The organism is Saccharopolyspora sp. NPDC000995, from assembly GCF_053599315.1.
Map to the genome: position 1 here is coordinate 1 of NZ_JBSFLZ010000025.1, position 18,800 is coordinate 18,800.

20 protein-coding genes are annotated in these 18,800 nt (G+C 68.8%); 12 read left to right on the forward strand and 8 right to left on the reverse strand.

Translation table 11 applies throughout. The features are described from left to right. Window positions 1–521: 521 nt before the first annotated feature. Window positions 522–1,055, forward strand: coding sequence for a methyltransferase domain-containing protein (locus tag ACWDKQ_RS11475; protein ID WP_450138664.1), 534 nt, complete (start codon window positions 522–524; stop codon window positions 1,053–1,055). Window positions 1,056–1,185: 130 nt separating this feature from the next. Here ACWDKQ_RS11475 and ACWDKQ_RS11480 read toward each other — a convergent pair whose 3' ends face one another. Genes ACWDKQ_RS11480 through ACWDKQ_RS11490 form a run of 3 tightly spaced genes read right to left on the reverse strand, consistent with a single transcriptional unit; the run spans window position 1,186 to window position 2,776 of the window. Next, window positions 1,186–2,034: a helix-turn-helix domain-containing protein gene (locus ACWDKQ_RS11480; RefSeq protein WP_450138665.1), complete on the reverse strand. Its 849-nt coding sequence runs from the start codon at window positions 2,032–2,034 to the stop codon at window positions 1,186–1,188. Continuing rightward, window positions 2,031–2,570, reverse strand: coding sequence for a DUF6879 family protein (locus tag ACWDKQ_RS11485; protein ID WP_450138666.1), 540 nt, complete (start codon window positions 2,568–2,570; stop codon window positions 2,031–2,033). Before ACWDKQ_RS11485 ends, ACWDKQ_RS11480 begins: the two co-directional genes overlap by 4 nt. After that, window positions 2,567–2,776, reverse strand: a complete 210-nt coding sequence (locus ACWDKQ_RS11490; RefSeq protein ID WP_450138667.1) for a hypothetical protein — start codon at window positions 2,774–2,776, stop codon at window positions 2,567–2,569. Before ACWDKQ_RS11490 ends, ACWDKQ_RS11485 begins: the two co-directional genes overlap by 4 nt. Before the next feature lie 399 nt (window positions 2,777–3,175). Between ACWDKQ_RS11490 and ACWDKQ_RS11495 the strand changes: the two genes are divergently transcribed. The 7 genes from ACWDKQ_RS11495 (at window position 3,176) to ACWDKQ_RS11525 (ending at window position 10,817) form a co-directional block, all read left to right on the forward strand. Further along, a complete protein-coding gene (locus ACWDKQ_RS11495; RefSeq protein WP_450138668.1) occupies window positions 3,176–5,185 on the forward strand; it encodes a haloacid dehalogenase type II in 2,010 nt (669 codons plus the stop codon). Window positions 5,186–5,526: 341 nt separating this feature from the next. After that, a complete protein-coding gene (locus ACWDKQ_RS11500) occupies window positions 5,527–6,849 on the forward strand; it encodes an MFS transporter (RefSeq protein ID WP_450138669.1) in 1,323 nt (440 codons plus the stop codon). Continuing rightward, entirely contained in the window at window positions 6,846–7,631 is a 786-nt protein-coding gene (locus tag ACWDKQ_RS11505; protein WP_450138670.1) for an SDR family NAD(P)-dependent oxidoreductase, read from the forward strand. Before ACWDKQ_RS11500 ends, ACWDKQ_RS11505 begins: the two co-directional genes overlap by 4 nt. Beyond that, window positions 7,628–8,029, forward strand: a complete 402-nt coding sequence (locus tag ACWDKQ_RS11510; RefSeq protein ID WP_450138671.1) for a nuclear transport factor 2 family protein — start codon at window positions 7,628–7,630, stop codon at window positions 8,027–8,029. Before ACWDKQ_RS11505 ends, ACWDKQ_RS11510 begins: the two co-directional genes overlap by 4 nt. A gap of 35 nt (window positions 8,030–8,064) precedes the next feature. Next, the gene (locus tag ACWDKQ_RS11515) at window positions 8,065–8,889 is read left to right on the forward strand and encodes an SDR family NAD(P)-dependent oxidoreductase (protein WP_450138672.1); all 825 of its coding nucleotides are present in this window, start codon (window positions 8,065–8,067) and stop codon (window positions 8,887–8,889) included. A gap of 9 nt (window positions 8,890–8,898) precedes the next feature. Continuing rightward, window positions 8,899–10,332: an FAD-dependent oxidoreductase gene (locus tag ACWDKQ_RS11520; protein ID WP_450138673.1), complete on the forward strand. Its 1,434-nt coding sequence runs from the start codon at window positions 8,899–8,901 to the stop codon at window positions 10,330–10,332. After that, the gene (locus ACWDKQ_RS11525) at window positions 10,329–10,817 is read left to right on the forward strand and encodes a nuclear transport factor 2 family protein (protein ID WP_450138674.1); all 489 of its coding nucleotides are present in this window, start codon (window positions 10,329–10,331) and stop codon (window positions 10,815–10,817) included. The genes ACWDKQ_RS11520 and ACWDKQ_RS11525 overlap by 4 nt, the downstream gene beginning before the upstream one ends. A 43-nt stretch (window positions 10,818–10,860) precedes the next feature. On the opposite strand, the gene ACWDKQ_RS11530 is transcribed toward ACWDKQ_RS11525, so the two are convergent. After that, on the reverse strand, window positions 10,861–11,574 hold the full coding sequence (locus ACWDKQ_RS11530) for an IclR family transcriptional regulator (RefSeq protein ID WP_450138675.1): 714 nt from the start codon (window positions 11,572–11,574) through the stop codon (window positions 10,861–10,863). A gap of 252 nt (window positions 11,575–11,826) precedes the next feature. On the opposite strand from ACWDKQ_RS11530, the gene ACWDKQ_RS11535 reads away from it, so the two are divergent. Both ACWDKQ_RS11535 and ACWDKQ_RS11540 read left to right on the forward strand, forming a co-directional pair. Continuing rightward, on the forward strand, window positions 11,827–11,970 hold the full coding sequence (locus tag ACWDKQ_RS11535; protein ID WP_450138676.1) for a hypothetical protein: 144 nt from the start codon (window positions 11,827–11,829) through the stop codon (window positions 11,968–11,970). A 99-nt stretch (window positions 11,971–12,069) separates the two neighbouring features. Beyond that, window positions 12,070–12,486 (forward strand): hypothetical protein, encoded by a 417-nt coding sequence (locus ACWDKQ_RS11540; protein WP_450138677.1) that lies wholly within the window; start codon window positions 12,070–12,072, stop codon window positions 12,484–12,486. Between the two features lie 12 nt (window positions 12,487–12,498). Here the strand turns inward: ACWDKQ_RS11540 and ACWDKQ_RS11545 are convergent, their stop codons facing one another. Further along, window positions 12,499–12,621, reverse strand: coding sequence for a hypothetical protein (locus ACWDKQ_RS11545; RefSeq protein WP_450138678.1), 123 nt, complete (start codon window positions 12,619–12,621; stop codon window positions 12,499–12,501). 510 nt (window positions 12,622–13,131) lie between these two features. On the opposite strand from ACWDKQ_RS11545, the gene ACWDKQ_RS11550 reads away from it, so the two are divergent. Next, window positions 13,132–16,131 carry a CHAT domain-containing protein gene (locus ACWDKQ_RS11550; protein ID WP_450138679.1) on the forward strand — a complete coding sequence of 1,000 codons (3,000 nt, stop codon included), beginning with the start codon at window positions 13,132–13,134 and terminating at the stop codon, window positions 16,129–16,131. 9 nt (window positions 16,132–16,140) lie between these two features. On the opposite strand, the gene ACWDKQ_RS11555 is transcribed toward ACWDKQ_RS11550, so the two are convergent. The 3 genes from ACWDKQ_RS11555 to ACWDKQ_RS11565 all read right to left on the reverse strand — a co-directional run bounded on the left by ACWDKQ_RS11555 (window position 16,141) and on the right by ACWDKQ_RS11565 (window position 17,658). Further along, complete coding sequence (locus ACWDKQ_RS11555; RefSeq protein ID WP_450138680.1) at window positions 16,141–16,281, reverse strand: hypothetical protein; 141 nt, start codon at window positions 16,279–16,281, stop codon at window positions 16,141–16,143. 65 nt (window positions 16,282–16,346) lie between these two features. Then, window positions 16,347–17,093 (reverse strand): lipoate--protein ligase family protein, encoded by a 747-nt coding sequence (locus ACWDKQ_RS11560; RefSeq protein WP_450138681.1) that lies wholly within the window; start codon window positions 17,091–17,093, stop codon window positions 16,347–16,349. 403 nt (window positions 17,094–17,496) lie between these two features. Further along, window positions 17,497–17,658: a hypothetical protein gene (locus ACWDKQ_RS11565; RefSeq protein ID WP_450138682.1), complete on the reverse strand. Its 162-nt coding sequence runs from the start codon at window positions 17,656–17,658 to the stop codon at window positions 17,497–17,499. Window positions 17,659–17,889: 231 nt separating this feature from the next. Here ACWDKQ_RS11565 and ACWDKQ_RS11570 point away from each other — a divergent pair, with 231 nt between their 5' ends. Beyond that, a complete protein-coding gene (locus ACWDKQ_RS11570) occupies window positions 17,890–18,723 on the forward strand; it encodes a TrmH family RNA methyltransferase (RefSeq protein ID WP_450138683.1) in 834 nt (277 codons plus the stop codon). The last annotated feature ends 77 nt before the right edge of the window (window positions 18,724–18,800 follow it).

Consider the following 18,800-nt stretch of genomic DNA (forward strand, 5'->3'; position numbering starts at 1 on the left):
CCGATGGCAAAGACCACCCCCACGCCGTGCGCATCCTCGCCCGAGCCTGGGTCCGCGTCATGTGGCGCTGCTGGCAGAACGGCACGCCCTACGACCCGATCCTGCACGGCGGCGCCCGACAGACCACGAACACGCCGGTCGCTGCCTGATTTCGATCTTAAGGTTGACACAGGGGGTGTCATGGGCACTCCTCCGTGACCGGTTGGGCAGCGCGAAACGTGCAAAGTCGCTAAATCCTCTCCTCTGGAACGCGCGCTGTGAAGATCTCGAACCAGGCAATCTCTCCGGGCGGTGCAGGCCCTGCGGCGTCCGGCCCGGACGACTGGTCGCTGGTGGCGCCGTCGCCCTAGGCTGGGTGGTGCCAACCGGCGGGAGGTTCGCATGACCGACGAGTCCGTGCCTGCAGTTTTCGAGCGGGTGCTGCCGTTGTTGACGCCCACACCAGAGCATCCGGACACCAGCCGCGGATACCTGGACCCGGTTCGGCCCTCTACGACCACGCGCAGTCGCTCGCCCGGTTCGTGCTCCCGATTTGGTTCGGGCTGCCCACCCAGGCGCACCCGCCCGCCGGCGGGCGGGTGCTGGACATCGGCTGCGGGCCCGGCAACGTCACCGCCCGGCTGGGGCGCGCAGTCGGCCCGACCGGGCTCGCGATCGGCATCGACGTCTCCGGGGCGATGCTGGCGCGGGCCGCCCGCACCGAGACCACCGAAAACGTCGGGTTCATCCGCGCCGACGCTCGCGAGCTACCGTTCCCCGACGGCACCTTCGACCTCGTCACCAGCTTCGCCGCGCTGCAGCTGATCCCCAACCCGCACGAGGTGCTGGCCGGGATGGCACGGGTGCTCGCCCCCGGCGGCTGGATCGCAGTCATGGTGCCGACGCCGCGCGGCGGCCTGCTGCATCACGCGGCGAGGCTGGTCGGCGACCGGTCCGGCCTGGTGTTCTTCGACGCCGCCGAGGTCGCCGAGTCGCTGCAGGCCGCAGGAGTGGGAGCCGTGCACACCCACCGCAGCGGCCCGGTGCTATGGATCATCGGTCGGCGGCCAGCGTAGTTACACAATGGTTTCGCGGCGCAGCCGCTGACGGGCCTGCACCAGGTCCGCAATCGCGACAGGCGCGTGCTTGGGCGGAGGGCGCTCGCCGCGGTTTTCCTCGCGATCGCCGCTCGCCCAGTTCAAAGACTCACGGCTGGTCGGACGCGGCGTAGTGCGCGATGAGCCGCCGCAACAGCGAGCGGGCCGCAGCATCCTCCAACGACGCAGCCGACAGAGCGTCGAAAAGACGGTGGAACCGCGCCAGGTCTTCGGCCTCGGTGACGGTCATCTCCGTATTGACCGTCTCCACCAGCGCGAGGTCGTCGATGATGACGAAGCCGTGCAGCGGAACCGCCGTGAGCTGCGCGTCCAGCGGCAGGATCGCCAGTCGCATCGTCGACATTCCGGCGAGCGCCAGCAACCGGTCCAGCTGGGCGACCATGACCTGGGGCGGGGCGATGGGATGCCGCAGCGCGGCCTCCGAGCAGAGGATCTCGACCGCGGTCCGCGGGCTGAAAAGCACGCTCTGGCGGGACATTCGCCGTTCGACCGACTCGGTGACGTCCCGCGGGCTCTGGTGCAGGTCCGCAACCACCTCGAAGACGTGCCGGGCGTACTCGGCGGTCTGCACCAGACCGGGTACCAGCGCGATCTCGAACAGACGGATGCGCTCGGCGCCGTGCTCGATCTGCTGGCTGTACTCCTGTCGGGCCCGGTTCCCGGTGCGCAGCTGGCGCTTCCAGCTCGCTGCCTCGATGCGGATCTCGCGCAGCTCCTGCCGCAGATCGGCCACTACATCTTCGGCAGCATCGGTCAGCCGGCAGTAGGTGACCACGTCCGCGTCGGATACGGACTGCTTCGCCGTCTCCACCCGCGAGACCTTGGACGGCGTCCACCCGGCATGCTGAGCGAGCTGTTTCCCGGACAGCCCGGCCGCCAGGCGCAGCCGACGCAGCGCGTCGCCGAACGCCAGGCGGCGAGTGTCGAAGTCGGTCACCGGCTCCTCTGGGTCAGGTCGTGCAGGTAAACCATCAGCGGAATCGCATGATCGCATGCGATGTCCCGCCAGGCCCGATACCGGTTCACCTCCCCCGGGCTGGCGATGATCTCGGTGCCAGCGAATCGCTGGTTCTCGAAGTGCATCAACGCGACCTTGGTCTCGTCGAAGAGCCAGAAGTCGCGGGCTGGCAGGTCCAGCGCGTCCGCCTCGGCCTGGGTGAGCACTTGCAGGTCCTCGCCGGCAGCGATGTTGGCCGGACTGACGTCGAGCTGCCAGCGCTGGTATTCGGTAGGCGGATCCCGGAAGACCCGGACCCGGGAGAAGATCCGGCCCGCCCGGGTCGCGGACGCGACCTCGTCGAGCCAGGGCCTCAGCCAGGTCAGGTCGTCCGGTTCGCCGGCCCGCCAGCGGCGCCAGGGTTCGGCTTCGGCGGGCTGGCGGTAGGTGCCCTGGCATTCCCACCGCCACGCCCGGTGCCGGAACGAGCGCAGGAGTTCCTCGAACTCCGCGCCGGGTAACACCCAGGTACTCACGGCGCTGCCTTCGGCACGAAGTTGAGCAGAGCAGCCGGAACCTCCACCGCGGTCTCGTGGTCGGGAAGACCGCGCTCCCTAAGTGCGGCAAGCGCTTCCGGATCGGTGACCTTGTAGCCCTGGACGACGTAGGTTCCCTGGTCGGTGCTGTACAGCGTGGGGCAGGTACCGGCGTGCGACGTCGTTCCCTGGAAGGTCAACTTCACTTGCTCCTCCTTGTTCGGAAGACTCATGCATCGTCTGTGCAATACCTGCATTCGGTCAAGCGTCGGCCCGTCGCGCAACTCAAACAGCCGAACCGGGTGATGCAACTGTCGTGATCAACTGGGCCGTTCGGGTTGGAATACCGGGATGTTGCGCGGATTGCTTGAAATGCGCGCGCTGGCTTCTCCATACTTTCGATCGTGACCGAGAACGGGGAGACCGATCGGCGGCCGAGCACGTGAGGATCACTCGGTCCCTGGCGAACGCATGCTCCGGCCCGCCGCCCCTGGCGCCGGTCCCAAAAGTCCCCGGCCCGGTGTTGAACCCCGACTCGCACCGGGCCGGCCTGAATAATGCGTCCACAGTAGACTTACCAGGCGAGCCGACGGAAAGGGCATCCGATGCATCGCGGCTCGCCCCTCTCCACCTTCGGGATCGAAGAGGAGTTCCTGCTGCTGGACCCCGAGACCGGCCACCCGGCACCACGAGCCGCAGAGGCCCTCGGTGAAATCGCGGCGGTCGAAGGCGACGCCACGAGCACCTTCAAGACCGAGTTCACCCGCTTCCAGCTGGAATCGAATACCCCCGTCTGCCGCACCGCCGCCGAGGCCCGCGAACACCTGCTCGCGGCCCGGCGCACCCTCGCCGCCGCGGCCGACCGTCGCAACCTTCGACTGGTCTCCACCGGGTACTCCCCGCTCGGCATCCCCGACTCCGTCCCGATCACCGACACTCCCCGATACCGGCACATCAGCGACCACTTCGGGCAACTGCTGGACTCGCACACCACCGCCGGCTGCCACGTCCACGTCGGCATGCCCGACCTGGCCACCAGCCTCGCGGTGTCCAACCACCTGCGCCCGCACCTCCCGGCGCTGCTCGCGCTCACCGCGAACTCCCCGTTCTACGACGGCCGGGACACCGGCCACGCCAGCTGGCGCACGGTCGTCTGGTCCCGGCTGCCATCGGCCGGACCGCCGCCGATGCACCGGAATCCGGCCTCCTACCAACGCTGCGTCGATACGCTGCTGGCCAGCGGCGCCGCGCTGGACCACGCCATGGTCTACTGGTTCGCCCGCCCCGCGCCGCATCTGTCCACATTGGAAGTTCGGGTGGCGGACGCCGTCGCCACAGCGGAAGAAGCACTACTGCTAGCGCTCTTGGTGCGCGCACTGGCCGCAGCAGCACTGCACGCCATCGCCGAGGACCGCCCCGCACCCGAGCTCCCCGACGAGCACCTCCGCCTCGCCACGTGGCGCGCCGCGCACGACGGACTGGAGGGGCAGGGCCTGGACGTGACCGGGAAGCTCAGGCCTGCACGATCTCTCCTGGACGAGACAGTCAAGGCAGCCCTGCCCGCCCTGGACGCCAGCGGTGACACCCGACTGGTGACCGACCTCCTCGACCGCGCGCTGCGGGATGGCAGCGGCGCTCACCGCCAGCGCCTGGCGCACGCCCGCCGCAACGACATCGCCGACGTCATCGCACTGCTCGCCGAGCAAACCCGCGCCACCCCGCCGACGTGGAATACCGTCCACATAGGACAAATGCGGGTCACTGGCGAGCAGATCTCGCGGAGTGGATCTACATTCCGCCTTGACTCCTTGCTAGGGTCGACCTGCGAAGCGCGGCCCAACGAGGGAGGCCCAGCGATGGCGATCGGACCGGGAGCTCCGGCAGCTCCGCAGCGGATCGTCGACGCCGTTGTCTTCGACACCTTCGGCACCGTCGTCGACTGGAAGTCCGGCGTGGCCGACGCCGTGGAGGCGATCGCCTACCGATATGGATTCGAGGTCGACGCCGCCGAGTTCGCGCTGCGGTGGCGAGCGCGCTACCAGCTCTCGATGGAGCCCATCCGCAGCGGCGCCCGGGAGTTCGCCACCCTGGACGAGTTGCACAGGGAGAACCTGATCGCCACGGCGCAGGAGATGGGCCTGCCCATCGAGCGGATCGAGCCGGCCGACTTGGAATGGCTCAACCGGGTTTGGCACCGGCTGGACTGCTGGACGGACAGCGTGCCCGGGCTGATCGAGCTCAAGCGGCACTTCATCATCGGCCCGCTGTCCAACGGACACCTCGCACTGCTGACCAACCTGGCCAAGCACGCCGGGCTGCCCTGGGACGTCATCATCGGCTCCGACGTGACCCGGTCCTACAAGCCGGACCCGAACGCCTACCTCGGCGCGGCGCGACTGCTCGACCTGCCGCCGCACCGAGTCATGCTGTGCGCGGCGCACAACTCGGACCTGGCCGCGGCCCGCAGCGCGGGCCTTCGGACAGCGTTCGTCGCGCGGCCGCAGGAGTACGGCACCACCCAGCGGCCCGACCTGCGCCCCACCGAAGCTTGGGACGTCATCGCCCGCGATATCCGCGACCTGGCAACACAGCTGCGCGACCACATCACGGCCTGACCACCACCGCTGCGCTCCGGACGGTTCGCACGAGCGCGCGCCTCCCCCCGACATGCGGGATCAAGGCAGAGCCGCAGCACACGATTGCACCCCGGCATGAGGCCGTGCGGCACCGACCGGATGCTGTCCCTGCGCCATTCGGTTCCGTCGCGCCCCATCCACCCGACCAGGGCTAGTCAACTCGCGTGGATGTGAACTGGGCTTCGTGGGGCAGTCTCGACCATTGCCAAGCTGCTCGGCCGGTCCATATACTCCCAATTAGTGAACATCTTGCTCATTATTTGAACATTGCGCTCATCCGTCCCGGACGAGGCCGCGAGGACCGCACCGAAGGACATTCAATGGCGAATTCCACCACCGAAGGTGTCGCACCCGCCGACCAAGCGGGCGCGCGGCCCGCGCAGTCACACACCAAGGTCATCCGCGCCGCCATCCTGGGCACCGTCGTCGAGTACTACGACTTCGGCATCTACGGCTACATGGCGACCATGGTCAGCGCCCACTTCTTCGTCGAGGACGATCCGACCGCGGCACTGCTCGGCACCTTCGCCGCGTTCGCCGTGGCGTTCTTCCTCCGCGTGCCGGGTGGCATCTTCTTCGGCCACATCGGCGACAAGTACGGCCGCAAGAAGGCGCTGACCTGGACGATCCTGCTGATGGCGGTGGCCACCGCTCTGATGGGCCTGCTGCCCACGTACGCCACGCTCGGCGTCTGGGCAACCGCGTTGCTTACGCTGTCGCGGTGCCTGCAGGGCTTCGCCGCCGGCGGCGAGCTCGGCGGCGCCAACTCGTTCGTCTCCGAGCACGCCCCGCCCAAATGGCGCGCCTTCCAGACGTCGATGGTCAACTCCGGTACCTATATCGGGTCGCTGTGCGCCTCCCTGATGGCGCTCGCGCTCACCACGGGGCTCTCGGCCGAGCAGATCGCGGCCTGGGGCTGGCGCATCCCGTTCCTGCTGAGCCTGGTCATCGGCCTGGTCGGGCTGTGGATCCGCAACTCGCTGGACGAAACCGAGCATTTCGAGGACATCCAGCAGCAGAGCGAAGTGGTGAAGGTCCCGCTGTTCGCGGTGCTTTCGACCGCGTGGCGGCAGATCCTCACCATTATTCTGCTCGGCGCGCTGATCACCGGCGGCTACTACATCGCCTCGGTCTACGCCGCGACGTACCTGCAAACCGCCGGGCAGCGCTCACCGCAGTTCGCCTTCGCCGCGACCTGCATCGCGATGGTCCTGGGCGTGATCACCCTGCCGATCTCGGGGTACCTCGGCGATCGCATCGGGCGCAAACCGGTGTTCATCGGCGGTTCCGTGGCCGGGGCGCTGCTCGGGGTGCCGATGTTCATGCTGATGGCCGACGGTCCCGCGCCGCTGGCGATCATGGGTCCGGCCGTGCTGTTCATCTGCGTCTCGGTGGTCAACGGCGTCTCGTTCGCCACGTACGCCGAGATGCTGCGGGCCCGCTTCCGGTACAGCGGAATCGCGTTGGGCAACAACGTGACCAACATGCTGCTCGGCGGCACCGCCCCGTTCATCGCGACGCTGCTGGTGAGTTCGACGGGCAACAAGCTCGCCCCCGCCGGGTACTTCGTCGCCTGCGCCCTGATCAGCCTTGTCACCTCGTTCTTCCTCAAGGAGACCAAGGGAAGGGAACTCGCGCTATGACAGCCAGGTTTCGCGACCGCCGGATCGTGGTGACCGGCGCCGGCAGCGGCATGGGCCGGGCGGAGGCGCTCGGCCTCGCCGGGGAAGGCGCGGACGTGCTGGTCGCCGACATCGATCTGGATGCCGCCCGCGCCGTCACCGACGAGATCACCGCGGCGGGTGGCACCGGCCGGGCCCACCAGCTCGACGTGGCCGACCCCGGCGCCTGGGAAGGGCTCGCTGCGACACTCGACGGGAAAGCGTTGCACGGGCTCGTGAACAACGCCGGCGTGAGCTTCCGGAAGGGCATCGCCGAAACGTCGGTCGACGACTGGCGCCGGGTCGTGGACATAAACCTCTCCAGCGTCTTCTTCGGCATGAAATTCCTCGCCGATCCGCTGGCCCAGGCCGGTGGCGCGTCGGTGGTCAACGTGTCCTCGATCGCCGGGATGGTCGGCTACTTCTCGGCTTCCTACGGGGCGAGCAAATGGGGTGTGCGGGGACTGTCCAAGGTGGCGTCCCTTGAGTTCGCGGCCGGGGGTATCCGGGTGAACTCCGTCCACCCGGGGCTGGTCGACACCCCGCTGCTGCGTTCCGGTGACAGCCGGTTCGTCGACGAGAGCCTCCGCTGCGTTCCCGCCGGCCGGGTGGCCTCGCCCGAGGAGATCGCGCGGGCCGTCGCATTCCTGCTCTCCGACGAGGCGTCCTACATCAACGGCACCGAACTAGTGGTCGACGGCGGCCTGGTGTCCAGCGGCATCTACCACCGCATCACCACTGCCCTGTCCGAGGACGCCTCGTGACCGGTCCGCTGCTTGAAATCCTGAACCTGCTCGGGAAGCAGGCCCACGCCATCGACGGCGGCGCGGCCCAGCAGTGGGCCGAGACCTTCGCCCCCAACGGCGTGTTCCGCTCCCCCACCTATCCCGAGCCCGTCCGCGGCCGGGAAGCGCTCACCAAGTTCGCCGCCGCCTTCGCCGCGAACAACCCCCGGGCACACCACATCGTCACCAACGTCTGCATCGACCGCGAGGTCGGCGCGGAGGAGTGCCACGCCAAGGCCAACCTGCTCATCGTGCGTACCACGCGGCGCGGGGACTCCGACGCGGTGGCCATCGACCGGGTCACCACCGTCGACGACCACTTCGTCCGCCACGGCGGACTCTGGCGGATCGCCGAGCGGGTAGTCACCTGCGACTGAACCAGCCCTTCCTACGAACACCTGGAGAAGCCCCAATGACGGCACCGACTGCCAACGACCAGGCCAACCCGACGCGCGCGGACGACAGCCCCATCTTCGCGAGCTACCCCGAACTCGTCGGCAAGGTCGCCGTCGTGACCGGTGCGGGTCGCGGCATGGGCGCGGTATTCGCCATCGAGCTCGCCCGGCGCGGCATCAACGTGGTGGCCGGTGACCTCACCGGTGCGCCCGAGGTCGCCAACCAGGTCAACGGACGAATCACCGACGGCGGCCGGGTCGTCGGCCACCGCGCCGACGTCACCGACCCCAGAGACCACAACGGCCTGCTGCGCGCGGCGCTCGACGAGTTCGGCCGCGTCGACTTCTGGATCAACAACGCGGGGATCTTCCCGCAGGCCGAGTTCACCGAGATCCCGCCGGAACAGCTCACCGCCACCTACCAGGTCAACGTCAACGGCGTCGTCTACGGCGGGCAGACGGCGGCCCGGCACATGCGCGCCAACGGCGGTGGCGCGATTGTCAACATGGCCTCGGTGGCCGGGGTCCGGGTGCGGGCCACCCGGGCGGCCTACAACTCATCCAAGGCGGCCGTGCGGCACCTGACCAACTGCATGGCCGTGGAACTGGGCTCGGACAACATCCGGGTCAACGCGATCGCGCCCGGCTTCGTCGACACCGAGATGACGCGGTGGGTACGGGAGGACCCGGCGGCGCTCGACCGCGCGCTCAGCACCGTGCCGCTGCACCGGGTCGGCGCGCCCATCGAGGTCTTCGGCGCCCTGTACTTCCTGTTGTCCGACAGCGCGCGGTACATCACCGGCGCGGTAATCCCGGTCGACGGCGGCTCCCAGCACATCTGAGGTATATCCATGAGTTACGACTACGACCTCGTCGTCATCGGCGCCGGAGGCGCCGGGTTGGCGGCGGCGGTGTCGGCGGCGCAGCAGGGGCTGCGTGTGCTGGTGCTGGAATCCGAGGCCGAGATCGGCGGTTCGACGCAGCTCTCCGCCGGGATGCTGACCGCCGCGGCCACCGGCGTGCAGCGGGCGCTGGGCGTCGAGGATTCCCCGGAACGCATGTACCAGCACTACATGGACCTCAACCAGTGGCGAGTGCTGCCCGGTCCGACGCGGATGTTCTGCGAGCAGTCCGGCACGCTCATCGACTGGCTGCTCGACCTCGGTGTCGAGATTCCCGCCCAGCTGTCCCGGAATGCCCACATGCCGGGGTTGACCCGCGCCGGCGTCGAGGACGTCTGGCGCGGCCACGTGCCGAAAGACCAAGGATACGGGCTCGTCCAGGCCCTGGACCGCGCCCGCCAACGGCTCAAGGTCGATCTCGCCCTCGGCAGCCGCGCCACCGACCTGGTCCGCGATGGATCGGTGGTGCGCGGGGTGGTCGTCGACGATGCGGAGGTAACCGCGCCTTCGGTGATCGTCGCAAGCGGTGGGCTGGCGCAGAACCCCGACCTGGTGCGGGAGTACTTCCCGGACGCCGGCATCGCGGGCGACAGCCTGTTCGTAGTCGCCGCCCCCGGTAGCCGGGGCGATCACATCACGCTGGCCGAGCGGCACGGCCTGTCGCTCTTTGGCCACGGCTGGGGCCTGCTGCTGGTAACCGCCGAGTTCCAGCGGTTCCACCACTGGCAGAGCGGATTCCCGCCGGCGTCCAGGATCCACGTCAACACCGACGGTCACCGGTGCATGGACGAGGACGCCCCGTACGCGGTCAGTCCCGGCATCCTCAAGGGCCACGGCGGGTTCGTCTGGGCGGTCTTCGACGAAGCGGCCCGCACCGGCCTGCCGCCCGGGTACGCCGACTGGTCCGCGGACCGGGTGCTAGAAGAGGTCGACGAAGGCGCCGTCCGGCGCGCTGACACGTTGCGCGAGCTCGCCACGCGGATGGGTGTGCCGGAGGACAACCTGGTCCGCACCGTCGAGCGGTTCAACGCCATGTTCGGGCGGGGACACGACGAGGACTTCCTCCGGCATGAGTCGTTGGCCGCCAAGCAGGTCGACCCGCGGCTGCCCCCGGTGGAAACCGGTCCGTTCTACGCGGTCCGGATGTTCCCGGCGGAACTGGTGTGCACGCACACCGGGCTGCGCATCGACAGCCGCGCACGCGTGCTCGACACCGGAGGTCAAGTGGTTCCGGGGTTGTTCGCGGCGGGTGAAGCAGCCGGGGGGATACTGGGCGAGCGCTACGTGGGCGGCGGGAATTCCGTGGCCCACGCCCTGGTGCTCGGCCGGGTCGCGGGGCAAGAAGCAGCACGAAGGCTTAATGCGGCAGGGAGCGCCGCATGACCACATCGGACGATCGGGTCGCCATCGAGCAGGTGCTGTACCGCTACGCGAGGGCGGTGGACCGGCTCGACTACGACGGCATCCGGGACTGCTACTTCCCCGACGCCATCGACAACCACGGCGGCTACCACGGTCCGGTGAGCGGGCTGGTCGAGGACATCCGGCGGCGGCACGCCACGATCGACTCGTCCCAGCATTTCATCAGCAACGTGCTCATCGACTTCACTGGCGACGACACGGCCGAGGTCGAGTCGTACTGCCTCTGCTACCTCCGGCAGGCGCCGGAAGACGGCGCATCCGACCAGGAGCTGGCGAGCATCCGGTGCCGCTACGTGGACCGGTTCGAGCGCCGCGAGGGCCGGTGGCGCATCGCCGACCGGGTCGTGGTCTTCGACGAGGTCCGGGTGGAGCGCATCACCGACAGCCTGAACCCCGCCTGGGTCCGCTCCCGCCGGGACGGGACAGATCCGGTCTGCCGGCCGTGACGCCTGGTCGCGGTGCGCGAACAGGCCCGGCCGCGCACCCGGATCAGCGCACCCGCGAGCGCGAGGCGAACAGCTGGGCGCTGAGCTCGCGGGCCGCCTTCACCACCTGCGGCGCCACCTGGGCGACCGCGTCCGGGTCGACGAGGGAAACGCCGATGCTGACCTCCGACATCGTTGACGGCGTCTCCACCGGTACCGAAACGCCGATGACGCCCGGGATCACATGCCCGGTGGACACTGCGTAGCCCTGCTCGCGAGCCGCCATCACCTCGGCCGAATCGTCGTCGCGAGCCGGGCGGGCCGCCAGGATCGCGATGCCGCCGGAGCCCCGGTCTATCGGGTGGCGCTGCCCGGTCCGGAACGCGATGTGCGCCGCGGCCAGCCGCGGCTCGACCACCAGCACCGCCTGCACCTCGATATCGCTGATCGGCACCATCAGGTGCACCGTCGCGTCGACCGAGTCGGCCAACGCCGCCATGATGGGGTAAGCCAGCCCGCGCAGATCGCTGTCCACCGCCGATGCCAGCTCCACGAGCCCGTGGGCGAGGTGGAACCGCTTGTCCTCGGTCCGTCGGACGAGGTTGTGCGCGGCGAGCGCCTCCAGCATCCGGTGCAACGCGTTGCGGTTGATCCCCAGTGAACGCGCCATCTCGGTCAGCGTCTCGCCGTTCGGCCGCTCGGCCAAGTGCCAGAGGATACGGATTCCCCGGTCGAGGGTCTGGGCACCCGCAACCGAGGGCCCTCGGGTGTCTGCCACGCTCATCCGCCGCCTTGCCGTGCTGGTCGCGCTTACCCGGCAATCCTAGCCAACACCGGGCTCGGCGCAGGGCTTCGGTGCCTGCCTGGACGACCGTGCTCGACCGAATTCCAATGTCCAAACAGGACGCGTTGCCGCGACGGCTCCCGCCCGATGCAACCCTGGGCGGAGCGCGAGGAGTTATATCAAAAATTTTCGGTTTGCGTGCGACAGTGATTGAAAGTTCACGACAGGGACAGAGGGGCCAGACGCATGACCGAGGTGGTCTCCGGTGGGCGTCTCCGCTTGCGCAAGCAGGCGCGCCGCCGCATCCGGACCTCATTGGTCACCGGCCGCATCAGCCCCGGCAAGATCTACTCCGCGCAGGCCACGGCCGCCGAACTCGGGTCTCCGTGACGACGGTGCTCGAGGCGCTGCTCGAACTCGTCAACGGGGGCCCGTTAATCCCGGTCCGCAACCGCGGATACCGGGTCGTCGAGTTGACCGCCGCAGGACATGGACGACGTCTACGAGCCGCGGGAGCTTCAGCAAGTCGCCAGCCTGACGAAGCTCGCCACCAACCCGCCGGTGACGCACCGGGAGCACTTCGACGAGCTGGCCCGGGAGATGCAGCGCTACGCCGACGCCGGCGAGATGGACTCGTTCTGGAGGCGGACCGGACGTTGCCCTGGGACTTCGTCGAGCTCGCCGGGAATCGGCGCCTGCTGGACAACATGGCCCGGCTGCGCGACCAGACCTGGCTGTTCGGCACGTGCGCTCGCGCACGAGGGCGGGTTGCGCCACGCAGCCGATCAGCACCGCGACCTGCTCAACGCGGTGCTGGGCGGGGATGTGCTTCGAACCGAGCAGCTGATGCGGGACCACGTGGCCTACACCCGTCAGGGGCTCGGCCCCCACCAGCCGACGGGCTGACCGACCGGTGCGTCAATTGTAGCCACGCACCAGGTGGCTCTCGTCCAGATCGAAGTCCGCCTCGAACGCGGAGTGTTCGCTCGACGCCTCGTCCGCGCCGTCCAGAACCTCCACATTGGATTGTTGAATCGACACTGCGTTTCCTTCCTCTCAACTCTCAATCGACAGAACAGCGAATTCCCGCGCACTAAGAAGGGAATCCGAATCAGTCCACTGTGATAATTCGACCGACTAGTCCAACCGGATGCGGTGAGGGGGATCGGCGGGCAACGCGCGAAGGCCGCTCGGGATGCCCGATGTGGTCGTGCGGAACATCTTCGGCCTCCTCATCGACGTGCATCGTCGGTCAACGAGCCGGGTTCGCCAGGCACGGGTTCTCCAAGCAACCTCGCTGTTAAGGTATTACAACTCAATCTGCCGGACAGCGGTGGGTCGGTCAAGCGATTAACCTCTGTGCGGCAGCAACCTGCAACCTCCGGACCGACCTCGCGTTTCCGCAAGCGCTCCAAACATTTCCGCTGCACCGATCGGCGAACGGCACCGGCCGTGCGGGTGCCGGGCACCGCCGTTCGGCGGATGCCAAAGCTGCCGGATTGGCCGCACCCTGCCACCTGTCACCGATGTGTCCGAACCTAGTGGAGCTTGATGACCAGTTCGCCGAGCGGTCCGCAGGCAGCGAGCCACGACGCGGTCATCGCCGCGCTCCAGCACATGGTGCGAAGCCGTGATCTCGCTGCGCTCCCAGAGACAACCGAGGCGTTGTCGCGCATCGTGGCAGAGATTCCACTCAACGACGCGCAACGTGCCGCCGCCGTGAACAACCTCGGCAATGCCATGCACCTCTGGTTCGAAGCCGACGGCCGCCCGGCGGATCTGGACGAAGCTATCAGGTACTACCGGGAAGCTCTTGACTCGGCGCGACGCACCGATCCGCAGCGGCGGCTCTACTGGTCCAATCTCAGCCTCGCGCTGCTCAAGCAGGCGCGGTGCAGCCGACGCCCGGACCTCGCCGAGGAAGCCGTGACGGCCGCCCGGCAAGCGGCCGACTTCGCGTCGCTGGGATCGAGGCATCGCGTCACGGCGCTCTTGCGGCTGGTAGACGCACTGCGGATGCGCCGGCTCGGCGGCACCGGAACGGACGAAATCGTTGACGTGCTGCGCGAAGCTGCCGCGGACGCGCCGCTCGACCTGCCGGAGCGGCCGACCCTGCTCTTGCGGGTGGGCACTGCGCTGGTCAACTGCTTCAACCAGGACTCCGACGTCGAGAAGCTCGACGCCGCCATTCAACTGCTGCACGACGCCGCTGATGAGCTGCCCGGCGGAGCGGATCTCCGGGTGGCGCTGTGCCGGCTCGGCGTGGCCCTGCGCATGCGCTTCGACGAAGACGGAGATCCCGAAGACCTCCGATACGCGGTGGACACGTTGAGCCGCGCTGCGACGAGCAGCCCGCGCGACGACGGGCTCCTCTCAACGGCGCTGTTCAATCTGGCTGGCGCAGGCGCGGAGCACTTCGACTGCACCGCGGAACGCGGCGCGCTGGACGAAGCGGTCGAGGTGCTCGACCGGTCGGTCGAGCGGATTCGCGGCGACGACCCCCGGCTCTCTGCGGTGTTGCTTTCCTTCAGCGAACTGCTGCGTCGCCAGTTCGCAATCACCAGGGACGGACGCACGCTCGATGCCGCAGTGGATTTCGCGGACCGGGCCGCTTCCCGCGCCGACGCGCCGGACGAGGATCGCTGTTGCGCGCTGCGGGTCTTCGTGGCTTGCCTGCTCTGCCGCTTCGAGAACGCAGGCGCGGCCGACGACCTCGCTCGCGCCGAAGCTGCCCTGGCCGAACTCGATCGACTGGCACCTGCCGACGGCCCGGTGCGGTTGGGCTACTGGATGCATCGCGGCCGCCTCGCCGTGCACGAGTTCGAGCAGTCACAGGCCAAGTCGACCCTCAATGCGGCGATCACCGCGTACCAGCGGGTCTTGGCGGCGATGCCAGCGGATGATCCTGAACGTGCGGCGGTGTCGGTCGAGCTGTGCAACGTCTTGCGGCGGCAATCCACGCATAACCGGCGGCGCACCTACCGGCTTGCGCACGCCACGTTGCGCGCGGCCGCAGAGCTGCCGACGGCACCTGCCGCGACTCGGATGCGGGCTGCGGTGCTGGCCGGGCACCTCGCCGCCGAGACCGGCCGGTGGGAAGACGCGGCAATTATGTTCAAGTCGGCGATGGCCCTGCTGCCGCTGGTCACCAGGTTCGGGCCGCCCCCGGACGCCGCTCGGCGATACGAACTGACCGCCCTGGTCGCCGACATGGCCGCCTGCGCGGTGCACGACGGCACCCCCAAACAGGCCGTCGAACTGCTGGAACACGGCCGGAACCTCTTGCTCGCGCAGGCGCTCGGCACCGGCGATGAGCACACCGCGCTGCGCCGCGAACTCCCCACGCTCGCGGCGGATCTGCAACGCGTCCGCCGGCAACTGGACTACCTCCCCGACAACCTGCTGGGGGCAGCGGTGCGGCGGAAGGCAGTCGGGCGCCAGCGCCGCCTGGCCGACCGGTGGGCTGAGCTGGTGGACGAGGTCCGCAGGCAACCCGGCTTCGAGCGGTACCTGACACCGCCCGCGTTCGGGCAACTCCGCGACGCCGCCGCGGACGGCCCCGTGGTCCTGGTTAACGTCAGTGCGTACGGATCGCACGCCCTGCTCGTCACCGCTGGCGAGGCGGTCGGGGTTACCCTGCGCAGCCTCGACGTCCGCAGCACCGCGAAGTACACCAGGCTCCTGCTGTCGGCCGACAACGCGGCCGACGTGCGGGAGGTGCTGGACTGGCTCTGGCATTCAGTGGCCGAGCCGGTGTTCAACGTGCTCAGCTACTACTACGTCACCGCCTTCGGCCGAGTGCCCGCCGACGACCGGCGGTGGCCCCGCATCTGGTGGTGCCCCACCGGCCCAGCCGCATTCTTGCCGCTGCACGCGGCCGGAACCGCGACACTCCCCGGCACCGGACGGTCGGTCCTGGAACGCACGGTGCCGTCCTACACCGCGACGTTGCAGTCGTTGCTGCACGCCCGGCAGTCCGAGTTCCAGACCGGCCTCGATCCCCGCGTGGTCCTCGGCAATCACGCGACCGCTCGGGCCGAAGGCGACTCGGTGACCCAACGCTGGCCCACCGCGAAGGTCCTCGAACTCACCGAATCGACCCGCGCAGCAGTGCTCGCCGCACTGGCCGAACCCGGGCCGGTGCATTTCGCCTGCCGAGGCACCCAGAAGGCGCACGACTCCGCGTCGAGCCGGCTGTCCGGCACCGACGGCAGCCCGCTGCCCATCGCCGACCTCCTGCGATCGTCGGCGGAGTTCGCCTACGTGTCAGCGAACGAGGTCGCGCTGGATCCGGGCAACCCGCCCGACTCGATCACCCAACTGCTGCCGCTGCTCCACCACGCCGGGGGTTTCCAGCACGTGATCGGTCCGTTGTGGTCGGTCGACGGCGACGGTTCGATCATCGACGCGCTGTACACCGACCTGGCCGAAGATGGCGTGCTGGACACCGCCAACGCGGCCGAGGCCCTGCACCGCACGGTGCAGGCGATGCGGCAACTCCACCCCCACGACCCGCGCCTTTGGGCAGCCCACATCCACGTCGGCCCGTAATCGCCGGTTCTAGCCATTCTCCGGCGCGAAGGGCTGCAGGAACGTGCGGACCGCGGACGCCGCCACGGCGCGGTGCTCGTCATCGTTTCCGTCTTCGGCGCCATCTGCGTGGTCCTCTTCGCGGCCATCGGCCATGGTGGTGCTGCGCAAGCGCTCACGGCCCGAGCCGGAACCGGCGGCCTGCGCGCCCGAGGTGACCGCCGCCTGAACGCGCTTCAGATGCGGTGGTCGTCGGCCAGCTCGCCGGCCTTGGTGAACAGGTCGTCGGCCAACCGCGTCGGGACCAAGCCGAATCGTTCGTCATAGACCGCAACGACCTCGGCTTCGAAGTCGTCGAGCGATACGCCGGGCGACTCCGCGGCCACCGAGCCCACCGAGTCGTCGTCGAAGGGCAGATCCAGGTGGCGGTAGACGTCGGTCAGCAGCGGGCGCAGCACTTCGGCGTCGTCGAAGATCGCTACCGCACTGAACAGCCATGCGCCACGCACCATCCGCTGCGCAGTGCCGACCAGCTTCACGCTGCCTCTCGCATTCACGCTGTGCGCGCCCGGGCAGTACTCCCCCGGCACCGCCCCGACCTGCGCGCCGACGCCGTGGTTGCGCAGCACCCCGGCCCACAGCTCGGCGTAGCCCACGAACCGCTCGTCCATGCCCCCCAGGTAACCGGGGTCGGTGCCGACGTGATCGACCACCAGAGACCGCTCGGTGTAGGCCACCGCGCGGCCGCCCGGGGCGCGCACCACCGGCGTGAACCCGGCGTCCCGAACGGCACGGACGGCATCGGGAAAGCCGGGTAGCAGCGTGTCTCGCCGTCCGAAGGCGACGACTCGGGCGTCCGGCCGGTACACCCGCACCGCCGGACCCGACTCGCCTCTGCTGACGCCGCGCAACATCGCATGCGCGACCGCGACCTCCAGCGCCTGATCCGCGCCGACCCCGAGCGCACCGCGAAAAAGCTCCACGAGCAGATTCTACTGTCCGGAAGATCGCCAGCTCACCGGCCGAAACCCGGGCCCTCCGGTACCGTTGGAACGAGGTCGGGATGACCGGGTTCCGCTCGAACAGGATGGTGCCGCGGAGGCCTCCTTGTAGAGCATGGCCTCCCTGTAGAGCGTGGCCTCCCTGTAGAGCAACCACCGACCACCGAGACCACATCGCTACCGAGGATGCGCTCCCGCACCGCGCGGCCTCATCGGCGGTCGCCACGGTGTAGACGTGCTCCGCGACGCCGGGCACCGAGCCCATGTCCGCAGCAATGCCCAGTGCGTAAACCAGCAGGTCGTACTGCACGACGCGCGACGAGTTCGCCAGCCGCACGACCCGATCCGAAGCGTCGATCCCGTCTCACGCGGTCGACGACCAACGTCACGCCGGTGCCCTCGACCAGCTCCGCCAACGGCAGGTCCCGCAGAACTGCCGCCCGGCGGCGAGCTGGTTCAACCGCACCCGCTCGTCGAACCGATCACCCGCGTCGATCAACGTCACCTCGGCATCGGTCCACCGGGCCGGGAGGTTCGCCGCGGCCAACCCGGTGTAACCAGCCCCAACGACAACGATCCGAAACGCCGTGGTTCCGTCTCTAGAATCCGCGCAACCGAGTGCGAACAAGGAACGGGACACGACGAAGTAGCGTGACGAGCAGTGTCCCAAGTCACATCGAATCGCAGTGAAGTCGCCTTCCGCAGTGCCTGTTAGCCTTGCGCGGTGCCAGACGCAAGACGTGATCCGGGGAAAATCCGCGGCAAGGGCAGCGCAGGAATGCATTCCGGCCAAAGTCTTCGCGTCAGCACCCGCAACGCACTTTTCCAGCAGTGGCAAGCACTGCTGTCGAACCGCACCAAACGACAGCGTTCCGGCGAATTCCTGATCCACGGTGTGCGACCGATTACGCTCGCGGTGGAGCGCGGTTGGCCACTGCGCAATCTCTTGTACCCGTCGGGCAGGAAGCTCTCCTCCTGGGCCAGGCGGCTGATCGATGAATGCGCCGCCAAGACCGTTGAAGTGCACCCGGATCTGCTCTGGGAACTCGGCGAGCGCGAATCCGAGCCACCGGAACTCATCGCCGTCGCCGAACTGGGGGCCGACGACCTCCACCGGCTGCCGGTCGAGCAGGACTTCCTGGGCGTGGTCTTCGACCGGCCCACCAGCCCGGGCAACATCGGAACCCTGGTGCGATCCGCGGACGCCTTCGGCGCCGACGGCCTGATCGTGAGCGGTCATGCCGCAGACGTCTACGACCCGAAGTCGGTGCGCGCGAGCACGGGGTCGCTGTTCTCGGTGCCTGCGGTCCGGGTGCCGTCACCGCGCAGCGTCCTCGACTGGGTCACCGAACACCGGCGGTGCGGGGTGCCGATCGCGGTCGTCGGCACCGACGAGAACGGCACCTACGAGATCACCGAATGCGATCTCACCCGGCCCGTCCTGCTGGTTATCGGCAACGAGACGACCGGGATGAGCACCACCTGGCAGGAAATGTGCGACGAGGTCGTCCGGGTTCCCATCGGGGGCGCCGCGAGTTCGCTGAATGCGGCTTCAGCGGGAACCGTACTGCTGTACGAGGCTGCCCGGCAGCGCGGTTTTCCGTTGCCTTAGCCGGGCGGCGAAATTTTCGGCTGATCGGCGGTTCCCGTTGCGGCGGTCGTGTTGTTCAAGGTTTGCAACCTTGATTC